Below are 16,957 nucleotides of genomic sequence, written 5' to 3'. Positions count from 1 at the left end.
ATGGGAGACAATCCCGGCCCATGCTATCGTGCCCGCCCGTCCTGCCGACCCTTCGCCCAGCATGCTGCCGACTTCCCGTACCCTGCGTCTGTCGTTGTATACCCTGCTGATCATCGCCGGCGCGGCGCTTGCCGCCACGCTTGCTATCCGCCACGCCGAACGTCAGGCGCTGGAAGAAGACGCCGCACGCGCCAACCAGCAACTGGCGTTGTACGCCAACTCCCTGCACACCCTGATCGACCGCTACCGCGCCCTGCCCGCCGTACTGGCGCTGGACCCGCAATTGCGTTCGGCGCTGGCTGGGCCGGTCGATGCCGACGAACAGGCGGCGCTGAATCTCAAGCTGGAAAAGATCAACGGCGCGGCGCAGTCCTCGACTCTTGAACTGCTCGATCACACCGGTCTGGCCGTGGCGGCGAGCAACTGGCGTCTGCCGAGCAGTTACGTCGGCCACAATTACGGTTTCCGCCCCTACTTCAGTCAGACCCGCACCCAAGGCACCGGGCGTTTTTACGCGGTGGGCGTGACCAGCGGAATTCCCGGCTACTTCCTCTCCAGCGCGGTACTTGGCGATAACGACGAGTTCCTCGGCGCGATGGTGGTCAAGCTGGAATTCCCCGAGCTGGAACGCGAGTGGAGCCAGGGCAATGACACGCTGCTGGTCAGCGATGCGCGCGGGATCATCTTCATCGCCAATCAGCCCGGCTGGCGTTATCGCGCGTTGCGGCCGTTGAGCGCCCGCGACATGGATGAGATCAAAGCCACCCGGCAGTACGACAAGCAATCGCTGCAGCCCTTGACTCATTTATCGCTGCGTCGCTTCGATGACAACAGTGATCTGCGCCGTGTCGAAGGCCCCGAGGGCACAGCGGATTATCTATGGGAATCACTGCCCCTGAGCGCCGAAGGCTGGACCCTGCATCTGCTGCGTCATCCGCAAGTAGCGTTCGAAGATCTGCGCAACGCCGGACTGGCAGCCGCCGGGGTGTGGCTGGCGCTGGTGTTTCTGTTGCTGTTTCTCAACCAGCGCTGGCGCCTGTCGAAGATTCGCCAGCGTAACCGCGAAGAGCTTGAACAATTGGTGGAAGAACGCACCCGCGACTTGCGTACCGCGCAGGACGGTCTGGTGCAATCGGCCAAACTCGCCGCGCTCGGCCAAATGTCCGCCGCGCTGGCCCATGAAATCAATCAGCCGCTGACCGCTCAGCGCATGCAACTGGCGACCTTGCGCCTGCTGCTCGACCATGGCCGGGTCGACGATGCCTATAAGGCGCTGAAACCGGTGGACGAGATGCTCACGCGCATGGCCGCCCTCACCGGCCACCTGAAAACCTTCGCACGCAAAAGTCCCAGCGGCTTGCGCGAACGGCTGGATCTGGCGACGGTGGTCGATCAATCATTGCAGTTGCTCGATGCGCGGCTGCGCGACGAACAGGTCAGTCTGGTGTTGCACCTGACGCGTCCGGCGTGGGTGCGCGGTGATGCGATTCGTCTCGAACAGGTGCTGATCAACCTGCTGCGCAACGCCCTCGATGCGATGCAGGGCAAACCCTGCAAGCGTCTGCAGATCCGTCTGGAAGCCGATGAACAACTGTGGCGCCTGAGCGTCAGCGACAATGGCGGTGGCATTGCCGAAGACCATTTGGGCCAGGTCTTCGATCCGTTTTTCACCACCAAACCGGTGGGTGACGGCCTGGGCCTCGGTTTGGCGGTATCCTTCGCCATCGTGCATGAATCCGGCGGTCGTCTGAGCGCCGAGAATGGCGACAGTGGCGCGGTGTTCAGCCTGACTTTGCCGATCGATCTGGAGGCGCGTATCTGATGCTCAATTCGGTAATGGTGGTCGATGACGAAAGCAGCATTCGCAGCGCCGTCGAGCAGTGGCTGAGCCTGTCGGGGTTCGAGGTGCAGTTGTTCAGCCGCGCCGAAGACTGCCTCGCCGCCCTGCCCGCACATTTTGCCGGGGTGATCCTCAGCGACGTCCGTATGCCCGGCATGGGCGGGCTGGCGTTATTGGCCGAGGTGCAAAAACGCGACGCTGATCTGCCGGTGATTCTGCTCACCGGTCATGGCGATGTACCGATGGCCGTCGAGGCGATGCGCGACGGTGCCTATGACTTTCTGGAAAAACCGTTCAGTCCGGAAACCCTGCTTGGCAGCTTGCGCCGGGCGCTGGACAAACGTCGTCTGATTCTGGAAAACCGTGCGCTGCACGAACAGGCCGACAACCGCGCGAAACTTGATTCGACATTGCTCGGCGTGTCGCGTGGTTTGCAGACCCTGCGTCGGCAAGTGCTGGACCTGGCGGCGTTGCCGGTCAACGTATTGATCCGTGGTGAAACCGGCAGCGGCAAGGAACTGGTTGCACGTTGCCTGCATGATTTCGGCCCGCGCGCGGCCAAGCCGTTCGTGGCGCTGAACTGCGCGGCGATTCCTGAGCAACTGTTCGAGGCCGAGTTGTTCGGTCATGAAAGCGGCGCGTTTACCGGAGCTTCGGGCAAGCGCATCGGCAAACTCGAATACGCCGATGGCGGCACCTTGTTTCTCGATGAGATCGAAAGCATGCCGCTGGCGCAACAGGTCAAACTGCTGCGCGTATTGCAGGAGCAGAAGCTTGAACGGCTGGGATCGAACCAGAGCATTCGTGTCGATCTGCGGATTGTCGCGGCGACCAAACCGGATCTGCTCGACGAGGCTCGGGCCGGGCGTTTTCGCGAGGATCTGGCCTATCGCCTGAACGTCGCCGAACTGCGCTTGCCGCCGTTGCGCGATCGCCGCGAAGACATCCCGTTGCTGTTCGAAACCTTCGCCCACAATGCCGCTGAACGCTTGGGGCGGACCTTTCCACCCTTGAGTGGCGCGCAGTTGAGTCATCTGCTCAGCCACGACTGGCCGGGCAACGTGCGCGAACTGGCCAACGTTGCCGAACGCCAGGTGTTGGGGCTGGATGAGCCTGCGCCGGGAATTGATCCGGGGCAATCGCTGGCGGCGCAACAGGAGGCGTTTGAGGCGCAGTGTTTGCGTGCAGCGCTGACCCGGCACAAGGGCGATGTGAAAGCGGTGCTTGAAGAGTTGCAACTGCCGCGCCGCACGTTCAATGAAAAACTGCAGCGGCATGGGTTGAGTCGGGAGATGTTTCTGAGCGAGTGAGTCGGGCTTGGGACTTTCTGTGTGGCTGGAATCCATCCCCCTCACCCCAGCCCTCTCCCTCAAGGGGGAGAGGGGGGAAAGGGAGCCGATCTTCATGCTTTTCAAACCTGAGTTCGACTCGATATTCCAGGTCGGCGTAACCCTCAAGAACACCGCGGTCAGTCCCCTCTCCCCCCGGGAGAGGGCTAGGGTGAGGGGCTTTTGATCTCAGCTCCAATAAGCGGAAATCCGCTCACACAATCAGATCCATCGGCACAAATCCGCTCACCCAATCCCGCCCCCCCCCTCTAAACCGGCCCTCCCCCCGTTGGCACACCTCCTGCTATAGCCCTCGCAGGCTGCGTTCCAACGCGCTCCACAAAAACAATTAAACGAAGGATCCTTCAATGGATAACTCCAACGCCCTGCCACTTGGGTCGGCTGCCGCGCCCGCCAAAGAAAGAACCACCGCCAGCCGGATCAAATCGATCTTCAGCGGTTCCGTCGGCAACATGGTCGAGTGGTACGACTGGTACGTGTATGCCGCCTTCTCCCTGTACTTCGCGAAAACCTTCTTCCCTGCCGGTTCCACCACCGCCCAACTGATGAACACCGCCGCGATTTTCGCCGTCGGCTTTCTGATGCGTCCGATCGGTGGCTGGCTGATGGGCATGTACGCCGACAAGGTCGGCCGTAAAAAAGCCTTGATGGCCTCGGTCTACCTGATGTGCTTCGGCTCGCTGCTGATCGCCCTCAGCCCGAACTACGAAACCATCGGCATCGGCGCGCCGATCCTGCTGGTGTTCGCGCGTTTGCTGCAAGGCCTGTCGGTCGGTGGTGAATATGGCACCTCGGCGACCTATCTCTCGGAGATGGCGACCAAGGAACGTCGCGGCTTCTTCTCCAGCTTCCAGTACGTAACACTGATCTCCGGCCAGCTCATCGCGCTGGGCGTACTGATCGTGCTGCAGAACGTGCTGACCACTGAACAGCTGTACGCGTGGGGCTGGCGTATTCCGTTCGCCATCGGCGCGCTGTGTGCAGTCGTGGCGCTTTACCTGCGTCGCGGCATGGAAGAAACCGAGTCGTTCACCAAGAAAGAGAAGTCCAAGGAAAGCGCCATGCGCACCTTGATGCGCCACCCCAAAGAGCTGTTGACCGTGGTCGGCCTGACCATGGGCGGCACCCTGGCGTTCTACACCTACACCACTTACATGCAGAAATACCTGGTGAACACGGTCGGCATGAGCATCTCCGACTCGACCACCATTTCTGCCGCCACGCTGTTCCTGTTCATGTGCCTGCAGCCGATCATCGGCGGCCTGTCGGACAAGATCGGTCGTCGTCCGATCCTGATTGCCTTCGGCGTGCTGGGGACGATCTTCACCGTGCCGATCCTGATGACCCTGCACACCATCCAGACCTGGTGGGGCGCGTTCTTCCTGATCATGGCGGCGCTGATCATCGTCAGCGGCTACACCTCGATCAACGCGGTGGTCAAAGCTGAACTGTTCCCGACTGAAATCCGCGCCCTGGGCGTCGGCCTGCCGTACGCACTGACCGTATCGATCTTCGGCGGCACCGCCGAATACATCGCGCTGTGGTTCAAGAGCATCGGCATGGAAACCGGTTACTACTGGTACGTGACGGCGTGCATCGCCGTATCGTTGCTGGTGTATATCACCATGAAGGACACCCAGAAGCATTCGCGCATCGTTACTGACTGATCGGGTTTTCACAGCCACTGCAATGGTGGCTGTGATGGACTCTTCGCGAGCAGGCTCGCTCCCACATCTGGAAGGCATTTCCCTGTGGGAGCGAGCCTGCTCGCGATTGGGTCAACGCGTTATCCAAACCTGCATGAAAAATCCCTCACACACGCCGCACAGCGATTAATCGCTAATTAATGCTGCCCGTTCATTGTGCAATCACCTGATCGATGACCTGCGCGACGCTCGCTCCGACGAAGAAAGCGAATATTCTGCGTTGCCCTTAATATCAATTTAATCGATTGTTTTTAGCATTAATTTGCGCTTTTTAATCAATTTAGTTGGCGTAGCATTAGACCCATGCAAGACACACCCGCCAACGAATCTGGAGTAACCGACATGAAACCCCAACTGATCCTCGCCCTGACCCTTTCCGTACTGGCCGCTAATACCTTTGCTGCCGACGGTTCGGACAAAACCAAATCCGCCGACTTCATCAACGGCGCCAGCGCCGCCATCGAAACCAGCCACACCGGCACTTACGCTGCTGACGGTTTTGATAAAACCAATATTGGCAAAGCTGTTGCAGCCGATGGTTTTGACAAAACCAATCTGGGTAAAACGGTCGCTGCTGACGGCTTCGATAAAACCGGGACTGCTGCTGCCATCAGCTAACACAGCGCAGTTCCTCCACAGCCCGGCCTTGGCCGGGCTTAGTCATTTCTGGGGGATGAAGATTTCTGAATTCCACACAAACCCTTGTAGGAGTGAGCCTGCTCGCGATAGCGGCGGGTCAGTCAAACATCTATCAACTGACACACCGCTATCGCGAGCAGGCTCACTCCTACACGGGGTTTTGCGTCTGGCTGGAAATATGCGGGGCGTCCTTGCACTATGGCTGCATCCGAAACGCAGCCTCAGGAATTCACCCACCATGCCCGATGACATCCACTTCTACGAACCCGCCAACGGCCACGGTCTGCCCCACGATCCGTTCAACGCTATCGTCGGTCCGCGCCCGATCGGCTGGATTTCCTCGCAGGATGCCAATGGTCAGCTCAACCTGGCGCCGTACAGCTTCTTCAACGCCTTCAACTACATTCCGCCGATCATTGGTTTCTCCAGCGTCGGGCGCAAAGACAGCCTGAACAACATCGAGCAGACCGGCGAATTTGTCTGGAACCTCGCCACCCGGCCGCTGGCCGAGCAGATGAACCAGAGCTGCGCGATGGTCGCGCCTGAGGTCAATGAATTCGAATTGGCAGGATTGACGACGGTCGCGTCAAAGGTGATCTCGGTGCCGCGCGTAGCCGAAAGTCCGGTGTCCTTCGAGTGCAAGGTCACCCAGATCATTCAGTTGCAGCGTGCCGATGGCGAGACGGTGCCGAGCTGGCTGGTCCTCGGCGAAGTGGTCGCCGTGCACATTGCCAAGTGGCTGTTGAAGGACGGCATCTACGACACCGCCGCGGCAGAACCGATTCTGCGCGGCGGCGGGCCGGCCGATTATTTCCAACTGGGGCCTGAGGCCCTGTTCAAGATGTGGCGGCCGGGCGCCAACAAGTAACGCGTTACCAGATCAACTCGGCGTCTTCAGTGACGCCCTTGAGGTTATCCAGCTCATTGATCGCCGCTTCATCGGCGGCAATGGCGCCGGGGAAGATCTGATCATTCAGCAGTTTGTGAAAGCGTGGTGCGCCGCCATCGACCAGGGCCTTGACCGCGATTGCCGCGTGATAGCCCTTGTTGCCGCCCAACTCGACGGGGACGACTGCGGAAACTGCTTCGAAGTGTTCGAACTCTTTACGTGCCATGTCACACATCCCGGCTCAGACAAATTAAGCCGGACATTAAACCCTCAACCGACGAGTTTGTGTACCGGCGCCGGGCACTGACCGAGGGCTTGTGCCGCCGACACGTCCTTGAAGGTGTGGAAGTCGAGGCTGTTGACCACCAGTTCCTGCACCAACTCGGCGAAGATTTCCATCGACGGGCTGTTGAAATAGTTGGTCATCATTTGCTGACTGCTCCAGAAGCCGGAGACCAGCCACAACTCGGGATCACACTGCGAATGCTGCAAGGCAAAGCTCAGGCAACCGGGGGCGGCGCGGGACGGCTCGATCAACGCACTGAGGCGTACACCGAGTTCCGCCGAACGCCCGGCGCGCGCTCGAACGAAGGCCATATGACTGACGGGAATCTGCTTGGACATGTTCAACCCTCCCAGGGAGTCGCGTGGCAGCCGGGGGACGGGCTGCGACAGGATCAAAGGTTAAGGGCCGCACGCCCGCCGCCGTTAGTCGATTCCTGCCGCCGCGTTGCACAATCCTGCGAGACTGCATGCAGAACCTGTAACAACCTGTAAACCTGTGCAACACGTCTGTCATACGCGTTTTGTGTAGGAGTTGCCGAAGGCTGCGATCTTTTGATTTTGCTTTAAAGATCAACAGATCGCAGCCTTCGGCAGCTCCTACAGGGTTGGATCGCGACAGGCGCGGAGACACCCCGGGGCAGAATCAGGCAAGCATTTCGCAGGATGTGTCTACCGCTCGCGCTTGCACAAACATATGCTCTGCTCCATTCCACCTCTCCTGCCGAGGATGCCGTGCATGACGTCATTCGATCGTTTTCAAGCCGAACCCAGCGCTGACATGGAAAAACAGCGTGCGGAACTGGCGGCTATCATCCGCCGCAACACCACTGACGATGGCAGCTACGAGACCGCCATTGGCTCGCTGTTCATGTCGCGCCACACAAAATCCCACGACTTTGCCCCGGTGCTCGCGCAACCGGCGCTGTGCATCATGGCGCAGGGACGCAAAGAGGTGCGGCTGGCCGACGAGTACTTCAATTACGACCCGCTGAATTATCTGGTGGTGTCGGTTTCAATGCCGCTGAGTGGGCGCGTGGTCAACGTATCGCCGGAGGATCCGATCCTCGCCGTGCGCCTGGATATCGACCCGACAGAAATCACCGCACTGATCGCCGACGCAGGTCCCATGGGTGTACCAACCCGGCCAACCGGGCGTGGTTTGTATGTCGAGCAAATCGACAGCTCCATGCTCGATGCGGTGTTGCGTCTGGCCCGTCTGCTCGATGCGCCGAAAGACATCGCCATGCTCGCGCCGCTGATTCGCCGGGAGATTCTTTATCGCCTGCTGCGCAGTCCGCAGGGGCATCGCTTGTATGAAATCGCGATTGCCAACAGCCAGAGTCATCGCATCAGCCAGGCGATCAAATGGCTCAACGGCAACTTTGAACAGCCATTGCGTATTGATGATCTGGCGAAAGAAGTGAATCTGAGTGTGTCGACCTTGCATCACCGCTTCAAAGCGATGACGGCGATGAGTCCGCTGCAGTATCAGAAGCAGTTGCGCTTGCAGGAAGCGCGGCGGTTGATGTTGGCGGAGGGGCTGGAAGCGTCGGCGGCGGGGTATCGGGTGGGGTATGAGAGTCCGTCGCAATTCAGCCGCGAATACAGCCGGCTGTTTGGTGCGCCGCCGTTAAGGGATCTGGCGCGGTTGCGGCTTTCGGTGTGACCGTTAGAAGCCCCTCACCCTAACCCTCTCCCGGAGGGAGAGGGAACTGATTGGGGGATATTCAGGAAATACACCGACCTGAAAATGCTTCACCGAATCCATAATCGACTCGATCTCTCAGGTCGATGGACAGCGCCAGACACTTCGGTCGGCCCCCTCTCCCTCTGGGAGAGGGCTGGGGTGAGGGTCGGCTTTCCAAGTGCTTTGACGAATCCATAATCGACCGGATTTTTCAGGTCGATGGACAGCGCCAGACACCTCGGTCGGCCCCCTCTCCCTCCGGGAGAGGGCTGGGGTGAGGGTCGGCTTTTACACCGCCCGGATTACGTGTTTGATTTCCTGAAACGCGGCCAGGCCCCAAGGCCCCAGCTCACGACCAATACTGCTCTGCTTGTACCCGCCCCACGCCGCCTGCGGGAAAATCACTTGCGGCGCATTGATCCAAACCATCCCCGCCTGCAAGGCATTGGCCACGCGATCCGCCGCAGCGGCATCGCTCGTCACAACACTGGCTACCAAGCCAAACGGCGTGTCATTGGCCAAGGCAATCGCCTGCGCTTCAGTGGCGAAACCGCGCACACACAACACCGGCCCGAAAATTTCTTCACACCACAGCGCGCTGTCCAGCGGCACGTCGGTGAAAACGGTTGGCTGCAAGAAATAGCCGCGTGGCAGATCCGCCGGACGGTTGCCGCCGCAAAGCAAACGCGCCCCCGCGCTGAGCCCACGATCGATGTGCCCAAGCACTCGCTGATACTGCGCCTGATTAACCAGCGCGCCCATTTCCACGTTCGGGTCAAACGGATCGGCAACCCGAATCGCTTGTGCACGCTTGTGCAAGCGACGGATGAATTCCTCTTCCAGCTCATCAGCCACCAGCACACGACTGGTCGCCGAACACATCTGCCCGGCGTTGAAAAATGCGCCGCCACAGGCCAGCTCAACCGCCAGATCGAGATCTGCATCCACCAACACCAGCAGCGAAGATTTACCGCCCAACTCCAGGCTGACACCCTTAACCGTTTCCGCTGCGCGCTGCATCACTTGCACGCCGACTGCGTTGCTGCCGGTAAAGGAAATCTTGGCAATACGCGGATCTGCCGACAACGGCGCACCGACCGCCAAACCGGTACCGCAGACCAGATTGAACACGCCGTTCGGCAGACCCGATTCCGCGATGATCGCCGCCAGCTCCAGCTCCGGTAGCGGCGTGACTTCCGACGGTTTCAGCACCACGCAGCAACCGGCGGCGAGGGCCGGCGCGAGTTTCCACGCCGTGGTGACCATCGGGAAATTCCACGGCACGATCAGCCCGACCACTCCGCACGGTTCGCGGCGCAGGCGTGCGCTGAAATCATCGCTGGGCAGCGGCACGTTGCTGTCCTGTTGGGCGTCGAGGCCTTCAGCGAGTTCGGCGTAGTACTCGAATGTGGCGATCACGTCATCGACATCGATAGCCGCTTCGAACTGCGGTTTACCGTTGTTGCTCGACTGCAGTTTCATCAAGTGCTCGCGACCATTGCGCACGCCATTGGCGATGTTGCGCAGGATCGCGCCGCGCTCGGCACCGCTGGTTTTCGACCAGCTCTTGAAGGCTTCGCTGGCGGCCGCAACGGCTTGGTCGACGGCGTGCTCGTCACCGCCATTGACCGTGGTCAGCAGTGCTTCGGTGGCCGGGTTGATCACCCGCAGATGTTCGCGGCCGGCCGACCATTGGCCGTTGATGTAGAGGCCGTCGAGTGTGGTTGGGAAACTGCTCATTGCGCCACCGCCTTCATCCATTGGCTCTGGTCGATTTCAATCAGGGTCGGGCCCTGACGATCGCTTGCACTGCGCAACGCGGTGCGCAGTTGTTCGATGCTGCTGATCGCTTCAGCCGCGCAGCCGAGGCCCTTCGCCACAGCGACGAAATCCGGGGTGTAGATGTCCACGCCGACCGGCTTGATGGCGCGGTTGAGCATGTATTTCTTGATCTCTTCGTAGCCTTGGTTATTCCACAACAGGACGATCACCGGCACCCGCGCTTCGACGGCGCTGGCCAGTTCCGGCAGGGTGAATTGCAGGCCGCCGTCGCCGATCAGGCACACCACCGGAGGGCGTGCGCCTTGGTCGGTTTGGCCGCCGAGCCAGGCACCAATCGCTGCCGGCAAGGCGTAACCAAGCGTGCCGTAACCGGTCGAGGCATTGAACCAGCGACGCGGATGATCCGGGTTGAACGTCAGGTTGCCGGTGTACACCGGTTGCGTCGAGTCGCCGACGAATACGGCGTTGGGCAACTCATCGAGTACGGTGTCGAGGAAACGGGTTTGCGCGAGGGTCGGTGCATCCCAGCTTGCGGCCAGTTCGGCGCGCAGTTTGCCGGCGCGGGCCTGCCCCCAATCGCTGCTGCGCTCGCCGAGCTTTTGCTGCGACAGCATGTTCAACAAAGCTTGCGCGGCGTTGCGCGCATCGGCCACCAGCGCCAGATGCGGCGGGTAGTTGCGCACGGTTTGATCGGCGTCGATATCGATGCGCAGCAGTTTGCCGGGAATCTCGAAACCGCCAGCGAAAGTGACGTCGTAATCGGTCTCAGCCAGTTCAGTGCCGATGGCCAACACCACATCGGCATCGGCGACCAGCGCGCGGGTGGCAATCAGCGTCTGGGTCGAGCCGATCAGCAGCGGATGGCTGCCCGGCAGCATGCCTTTGGCATTGATCGTCAGCGCCACCGGAGCGTCGAGCAACTCGGCAAGTCTGGTCAGCTCTGGCGCTGCGTCGATGGCACCGCCGCCAGCCAGAATCAGCGGACGTTTGGCTTCAGCCAGCAGCTCGCTCATGCGTTTGACGGCCGCTGGCGCAGCGCCGGCGCGGTCGATATTGACCGGCACACTGGCGAGCAATTTATCGGTGTTTTCGACCAGCACGTCCAACGGTATTTCGATGTGCACCGGACGTGGACGACCGGCCTGAAACAAAGCAAACGCACGCGCCAGCACCACTGGTAATTCGGCGGCGGACATCAAGGTATGCGAGAACGCCGCAACACCTGCGACCAGTGCGCTCTGATTCGGCAATTCATGCAGCTTGCCGCGCCCACCGCCCAACTGACTGCGCGATTGCACACTGGAGATCACCAGCATCGGGATCGAATCGGCGTAGACGTCTGGCCCATGGCGGTGGTGATGTTGGTCATGCCCGGGCCGGTGATGATGAAGCACACGCCCGGTTTGCCAGCGGTGCGCGCGTAGCCGTCGGCCATGAACCCGGCGCCCTGCTCATGCCGCGGGGTGACGTGACGAATGCTCGAACGCGCCAGCCCGCGATACAGCTCCACGGTGTGCACCCCGGGAATGCCGAACACCAGCTCGACCCCGTAACCTTCGAGTAACTTGACCAGTACTTCGCCACACGTCGCCATGTCGATTGCCCTTCTTGTTCGCTGAAGACACAGAGCCTTTCTGTAGGAGTGAGCCTGCTCGCGATGGCGTCTGTACATTCAACATTGCGGTGACTGACTCACCGCTATCGCGAGCAGGCTCACTCCTACAAAGAGCCCTTCATGGCTTCATTGGAACGGTCGGCAGGTAGCGGCAACAATCGATTAAAAGTCATACTAGCCATGTCCTCACGTCATACCTTGGATCCCCATGAAACGCCTGCCTCCCCTGCCCGCTCTGCACACGTTTCTGATTACCGCGCAGTGCTGCAACTTCACCCGCGCCGCCGAGCAGTTGCACATCACCCAGGGCGCAGTGAGCCGGCAGATCGCCGGGCTGGAAGCGCATCTCGGTTATCCGCTGTTTATCCGCCTGGCCCGTGGCCTGGCGCTGACCGCCGAAGGACGTGAATGGCTACCCCGTGTGGAAAAAGTCTTCGGCCTGATCAGCGAAGCCACCGAGCAAATCGGCCTGCAGCGCGAAACCCTGCAACTCAAAGCGCCGAGCTGCGTGATGCGCTGGCTGCTGCCGCGCTTGCTGCAATGGCAGAAAGAACGTCCGGACGTGCCGGTAAAACTCACCGCCTCGCTGCAACACGGCGTGGACTTTCAGCGCGAGCAATTTGATGCAGCGGTGATCTACGGCCCGCCACCGGATAACTCCCCGGGCGCCTTGCACCTGTTTGATGAGCAACTGACGCCGGTCTGTTCACCGGCTTTGCTCAAAGGTTCGCCTGCGTTGAATTCACCAGCGGATCTGCAACAGCATCTGCTGCTGCACCCCACTCACGATATTCAGGATTGGTCGGTGTGGCTGAACGCGGCTGAGCTGCGGCTGAACAACATCGGCAGCGGCCAGCATTTCGAAACGCTGGATCAGGCGATGTCGATGGCGTCGCACGGGACGGGGGTGGCGATCGGCGATTGGTCGTTGATTGGTGATGACTTGCGCGCGGGGCGGCTGGTGATGCCGTTTGATTTGAAGGTGAAGACGGGGCTGGCGTATTACATGGTGGTGCCTACGGGAACCGAGCCTTCGCCGCAGCTGGAAGAATTGATGATCTGGTTGGTTGAGCAGGCGCATTGGCGGTGAGGCTTTTTTCCCTCACCCTAACCCTCTCCCAGAGGGAGAGGGGACTGATTGTGGGTTGCTGAAGAAATACACCGACCTGAAAATGCTGTACCGAATCCATAATCGACTCGATCACTCAGGTCGATGTACAACGCCAGACAACTCGGTCGGCTCCCTCTCCTTCGGGAGAGGGCTGGGGTGAGGGGCGAGGTTTCACTCAATACCCGACAGTAAACCGCTGACGCGAATGCTTCGGAGTTTCCACTTCGTCGATCAGCGCAATCGCGTAGTCAGCAAAGGTAATCCAGCTACGCCCCTCGGCACTCACCAGCAAATGATCCTGGTCGACACGGAAACTACCCGTGCGCTCACCTTCAACAAACTCTGCCGACGGCGACAGGAAGGTCCAGTCCAGATCCTGCTCCTGACGCAACGCCTCAAGAAACGCCGCACCGGCACTGGCTTCAGCTTTGTACTCTGCCGGGAAACCCGCGCTGTCGATCACTCGCGTATCGTCCGGCAGCAACAACGAACCGGCACCGCCGACCACCAGCAAACGCTTCACACCCGCCTGCTTCACTGGCCCGACAATCGCCGCCGCTGGCACTGTGGCGAAATGCGCGGCGGTGATCACCACATCGTGACCGGCCACTGCGTCTTGCAGCGCAGCCGAATCCAGCACATCGACATTCTTGCTGAGCACACCAGCACGGGCGCCGATCTTCGAGGTGTCGCGGGCGATAGCGGTAACGCTATGGCCGCGACGCAGGGCTTCTTCCAGCAGTTGGCTACCGGCACGGCCGGTGGCACCAATGATTGCGATCTTGCTCATGACATTCTCCAGTTGGCTTGAGAGTGCTGCGGTTTCGTAAATCGGCTTACCACTGCATTTCGCCCTTGGCGACTTTCGCGCTCAGCTCCAGCGAGCTTTCTTCGCCGAGCTTCGGGTAGCGCTTTTTCATCGCGGCGATCAGTGCGGTGGAGTCTTTGGCCTTGGCGGTTTCCGCGTCGAAAGCCTTAATGTAGTCGGCGGTGAATTTCACGCTGGCCAGCGAACGGCTGCTGTCGCCCAAGTAGTGACCTGGCACCACGGTGTTCGGCTTGAGGGTTTCGATCGAGTGCAGGGTTTCCAGCCAGTCGGCATGAGATTGTGCGGTCTGGGTGTCAGCCATCCACACATGGATGTTCTCGGCGACAACCACACCACCGACCACGGCCTTGAGTGACGGAATCCACACAAAACTGCGATCCGGTTGTTTGCCGTCCAGGCCGACAACCTGCAATTTCTGCCCTTCGAGCATCAGGTTGTCGCCCTTGAGCACACCCGGCACGATGGTTTTCGCCGGAACGTCAGCGCCCATTTTCGGGCCCCAGAAGGCCAGTTTGCCGGCGAAGGTTTTGTTGATGTGATCGACGGTCGGTTGCGAAGCCAGCACCTTGGCGTCGGGGAACGCCTGAGTCAGGGTGTCGAGGCCGAAGTAGTAATCCGGGTCACCGTGGCTGATGTAAATGGTGGTCAGGTGCTTGCCGCTGGCGCGGATCTTTTCCACGACTTGTTCTGCCTGGGATTTGCCGAATTGCGCATCAACGAGGATCGCGTCTTTCTCGCCGCTGACCAGCACCGAGGTCACCGGGAAAATCGCCTTTGTCCCTGGGTTATAGACGTCGAGGGTGAGGTTGGCCGCCGCTGCATGCGCGGCGAAACCCAGGGAAGCGGTGGCGAGCAGAAAGCGTTTGAGTGTGGTGAAGCCGATCATCTGTTGCTCCGGTGTCCGAATGCCGTGTTTGGCGATGGGACAGAGCTTAGTTGCCTGACTCAGTACAAAAAATGCGATGCTTGAACATAGTTTGTTTCTGAAAGCGGGCAAATCATGGATCGTCTCCAAGCAATGCGGGTGTTTGTCACGGTGGTGGATCTGGGCAGTCAGTCGGCTGCGGCTGATCATCTGGACCTTTCGCGACCGGTGGTTTCACGTTATCTGGCGGAGCTGGAGGATTGGGTCGGCGCCCGCCTGATGCACCGCACCACGCGCAAATTGAGCCTGACCGCCGCCGGCAGCGAAATCCTGCCGCGCTGTCGGCAGATGCTCGAACTGTCGACGGACATGCAGGCGGCGGTCAGCGAACCCCACGATGCACCGCGCGGCTTGCTGCGAATCAGCGTCAGCACCTCGTTCGGGCAGGCGCAACTGGCTGATGCGATGGCCGCTTACGTCAAACGCTATCCCGGTGTGAGCATCGATCTGCAAATGCTCGATCGCACGGTGAATCTGGTCGATGAGCGTATCGATCTGGCGATTCGCACCAGTAACGATCTCGACCCGAATCTGATCGCCCGACGTCTGACCGTTTGTCGTTCGGTGGTGTGTGCCGCGCCGGCTTATCTGCAAGAACAGCCGGCGCCGTTGCGGGTCGAGGAACTGAGCCGACACAACTGCCTGACGCACTCGTATTTCGGCAAGAGCCTGTGGCATTTCGAAGAGGATGGCGAACCGGTTTCGGTGCCGGTGCAGGGCAACATCAGCGCCAATGAAGCCAGCACATTGTTGCGCGTGACGCTGGCCGGCGCCGGGGTGGCGATGCTGCCGACCTATCAGGCCGGTGTGCATATTCACAGCGGTGAACTGGTCCGCCTGCTGCCCCATGCCGAACCACGACAAATGAACATCTACGCGGTGTACGCCTCGCGCAAACACATGCCGGCAGCGCTGCGCAGCATGCTGGATTTCCTGGTGCTCAGATTTCCCGAAAATCCCGAATGGGATGAAGCAGCGTCAAGCGTCAAGCCACAAGCTGCGAGCTAGCTGCACCGTAATTCATCTTGACGCTTGCCGCTCCAAGCTTGCAGCTGCCCTTACCTGACCTATGCTGAAAGTAATACCGCAGGGTATGTCGTTCAGAGGTCTACGCCATGAACATCAAAACAAGAAGGTACTTCGCGATTTTCATCACCTGCGCCGCCACGCTGGCGCTGTACGGCACCGCTGCCTGGCGGGTCGAACAGCTGCGACAGCTGCCGCGCGAGTATGCGAGCTGCAACTTCGAGCGCTGTATTCCGCACAATGCAACGCTGAACGCATTGCGCTGAATCATCTGGGCTGGAATGCGATTCTGTGTGGGAGCGAGCCTGCTCGCTCCCACAGTAGACCGCAGCGCTTAGAGGGTTATTGCTCGGCCTTCAGGCTGTCGCGGAAAGCCTTTGGCGATATCCCCACCCTACGCCGAAACAGCCGCGTGAAGTTGGTCGGGTCGGAAAACCCCAACAACTCCGACATCTCGTAAATCGTCATGCTGGTGTACGTCAGCAAGCGCTTGGCCTCCAGCAACTGCCGTTCATGCATGATCTGCAACGCCGGTTGTCCTGCCAGCTCACGGCACGTGCCGTTGAGGTGCGACACCGAAATGCCCAAGCGATGGGCCAGGTCTTCGACCTTGACGTGCTGGCGGTAAGTCTCCTCGACCAACTGAATAAAACCGTTGAGGTATTCGCGCTGACGTTGCGGCCGCTGACTGGCTTTGTGCCGCACGATCGCCTGACGGCTGACCCAGACCATGATCACGCTGACCAGCGAATGCATGAGCATTTCCCGCGCAGGTTGATGACCGTTGTATTCAGCCTGCAACGCCGAAAAAAGGCTGTTGAGGTAATCGCCGTCGTTGCCTGCCGGGTAGTTTTCCGCGCTGGCCAGCGCATGTACCGAATCGCCCAGTTGCGCCTGCAAGTGGTTGATCAGCGGTGTGGCGAGGGTAACGATGAACCCTTCGACGTCTTCGGAAAAACGAAAGCCGTGCACCGACAACGGTGGCAGCACCTGAATCGCCGGGGTCTGGAGTTGCGTGCGTTGCCCTTCGATCTCAAGCTCTGCCTGACCTTTGAAGACGAAGAGTAATTGGCACAAATCAGCATGGCGGTGGGGTTTGATTTCCCACTCATGTTCGCGACTGCGGGAGGAAATGGTTTCACAGTGCAGCAAGTCAGGGGTCGGCCAGTCCAGGCTTTCACCGTAGAGCTTGAACACTGGAATCGAAGGCAGCTCAGGCTTGTTCATCACTTCAATCCAGGCCTCGGGGTTGTGGGCGATAATCGCACCGATTG

The 16,957-nt window shown here is 60.1% G+C and carries 15 protein-coding genes and 1 pseudogene; 9 read left to right on the top strand and 7 right to left on the bottom strand.

Annotated features, from left to right (window positions below):
- Window positions 1-61: 61 nt before the first annotated feature.
- The 5 genes from ACOYXE_RS29165 (at window position 62) to ACOYXE_RS29145 (ending at window position 6,402) form a co-directional block, all read left to right on the top strand.
- On the top strand, window positions 62-1,822 hold the full coding sequence (locus ACOYXE_RS29165) for an ATP-binding protein (protein WP_405124186.1): 1,761 nt from the start codon (window positions 62-64) through the stop codon (window positions 1,820-1,822).
- Complete coding sequence (locus tag ACOYXE_RS29160) at window positions 1,822-3,150, top strand: sigma-54-dependent transcriptional regulator (protein ID WP_160059207.1); 1,329 nt, start codon at window positions 1,822-1,824, stop codon at window positions 3,148-3,150. Before ACOYXE_RS29165 ends, ACOYXE_RS29160 begins: the two co-directional genes overlap by 1 nt.
- 386 nt (window positions 3,151-3,536) lie before the next feature.
- Entirely contained in the window at window positions 3,537-4,856 is a 1,320-nt protein-coding gene (locus ACOYXE_RS29155) for an MFS transporter (RefSeq protein ID WP_093430526.1), read from the top strand.
- 381 nt (window positions 4,857-5,237) lie between these two features.
- The gene (locus tag ACOYXE_RS29150) at window positions 5,238-5,513 is read left to right on the top strand and encodes a hypothetical protein (RefSeq protein ID WP_460927228.1); all 276 of its coding nucleotides are present in this window, start codon (window positions 5,238-5,240) and stop codon (window positions 5,511-5,513) included.
- A 259-nt stretch (window positions 5,514-5,772) separates the two neighbouring features.
- Complete coding sequence (locus tag ACOYXE_RS29145) at window positions 5,773-6,402, top strand: flavin reductase family protein (RefSeq protein ID WP_116030009.1); 630 nt, start codon at window positions 5,773-5,775, stop codon at window positions 6,400-6,402.
- 4 nt (window positions 6,403-6,406) lie between these two features.
- Here ACOYXE_RS29145 and ACOYXE_RS29140 read toward each other — a convergent pair whose 3' ends face one another.
- Entirely contained in the window at window positions 6,407-6,649 is a 243-nt protein-coding gene (locus ACOYXE_RS29140) for a hypothetical protein (RefSeq protein ID WP_095048247.1), read from the bottom strand.
- A gap of 44 nt (window positions 6,650-6,693) precedes the next feature.
- Window positions 6,694-7,047 carry a putative quinol monooxygenase gene (locus tag ACOYXE_RS29135; protein WP_093430529.1) on the bottom strand — a complete coding sequence of 118 codons (354 nt, stop codon included), beginning with the start codon at window positions 7,045-7,047 and terminating at the stop codon, window positions 6,694-6,696.
- A gap of 397 nt (window positions 7,048-7,444) precedes the next feature.
- Between ACOYXE_RS29135 and ACOYXE_RS29130 the strand changes: the two genes are divergently transcribed.
- Window positions 7,445-8,374, top strand: coding sequence for an AraC family transcriptional regulator (locus ACOYXE_RS29130; RefSeq protein WP_102901084.1), 930 nt, complete (start codon window positions 7,445-7,447; stop codon window positions 8,372-8,374).
- A gap of 309 nt (window positions 8,375-8,683) precedes the next feature.
- Here the strand turns inward: ACOYXE_RS29130 and ACOYXE_RS29125 are convergent, their stop codons facing one another.
- The gene (locus ACOYXE_RS29125; RefSeq protein ID WP_460927224.1) at window positions 8,684-10,135 is read right to left on the bottom strand and encodes an aldehyde dehydrogenase family protein; all 1,452 of its coding nucleotides are present in this window, start codon (window positions 10,133-10,135) and stop codon (window positions 8,684-8,686) included.
- Window positions 10,132-11,771 (bottom strand): annotated as a pseudogene (locus ACOYXE_RS29120) (5-guanidino-2-oxopentanoate decarboxylase). The gene ACOYXE_RS29125 and the pseudogene ACOYXE_RS29120 overlap by 4 nt, the downstream one beginning before the upstream one ends.
- Window positions 11,772-12,000: 229 nt before the next feature.
- Here ACOYXE_RS29120 and ACOYXE_RS29115 point away from each other — a divergent pair.
- Entirely contained in the window at window positions 12,001-12,882 is an 882-nt protein-coding gene (locus tag ACOYXE_RS29115; RefSeq protein WP_160059210.1) for a LysR substrate-binding domain-containing protein, read from the top strand.
- A gap of 196 nt (window positions 12,883-13,078) precedes the next feature.
- On the opposite strand, the gene ACOYXE_RS29110 is transcribed toward ACOYXE_RS29115, so the two are convergent.
- Together ACOYXE_RS29110 and ACOYXE_RS29105 are read right to left on the bottom strand one after the other, a co-directional pair.
- The gene (locus tag ACOYXE_RS29110) at window positions 13,079-13,693 is read right to left on the bottom strand and encodes an NAD(P)-dependent oxidoreductase (RefSeq protein WP_460927222.1); all 615 of its coding nucleotides are present in this window, start codon (window positions 13,691-13,693) and stop codon (window positions 13,079-13,081) included.
- A 46-nt stretch (window positions 13,694-13,739) separates the two neighbouring features.
- Window positions 13,740-14,618 carry an MBL fold metallo-hydrolase gene (locus ACOYXE_RS29105; RefSeq protein WP_460927220.1) on the bottom strand — a complete coding sequence of 293 codons (879 nt, stop codon included), beginning with the start codon at window positions 14,616-14,618 and terminating at the stop codon, window positions 13,740-13,742.
- 114 nt (window positions 14,619-14,732) lie between these two features.
- Between ACOYXE_RS29105 and ACOYXE_RS29100 the strand changes: the two genes are divergently transcribed.
- Together ACOYXE_RS29100 and ACOYXE_RS29095 are read left to right on the top strand one after the other, a co-directional pair.
- Window positions 14,733-15,665: a LysR family transcriptional regulator gene (locus tag ACOYXE_RS29100; protein ID WP_460927218.1), complete on the top strand. Its 933-nt coding sequence runs from the start codon at window positions 14,733-14,735 to the stop codon at window positions 15,663-15,665.
- Between the two features lie 107 nt (window positions 15,666-15,772).
- Complete coding sequence (locus ACOYXE_RS29095; protein ID WP_008085463.1) at window positions 15,773-15,949, top strand: hypothetical protein; 177 nt, start codon at window positions 15,773-15,775, stop codon at window positions 15,947-15,949.
- Window positions 15,950-16,025: 76 nt separating this feature from the next.
- Here the strand turns inward: ACOYXE_RS29095 and ACOYXE_RS29090 are convergent, their stop codons facing one another.
- Window positions 16,026-16,910, bottom strand: a complete 885-nt coding sequence (locus tag ACOYXE_RS29090) for a helix-turn-helix domain-containing protein (protein WP_160059214.1) — start codon at window positions 16,908-16,910, stop codon at window positions 16,026-16,028.
- Window positions 16,911-16,957: the final 47 nt, after the last annotated feature.

The sequence above is a fragment of the Pseudomonas sp. MC6 genome (assembly GCF_054790575.1).
This window is presented reverse-complemented; position numbering and strand designations above follow the sequence as displayed.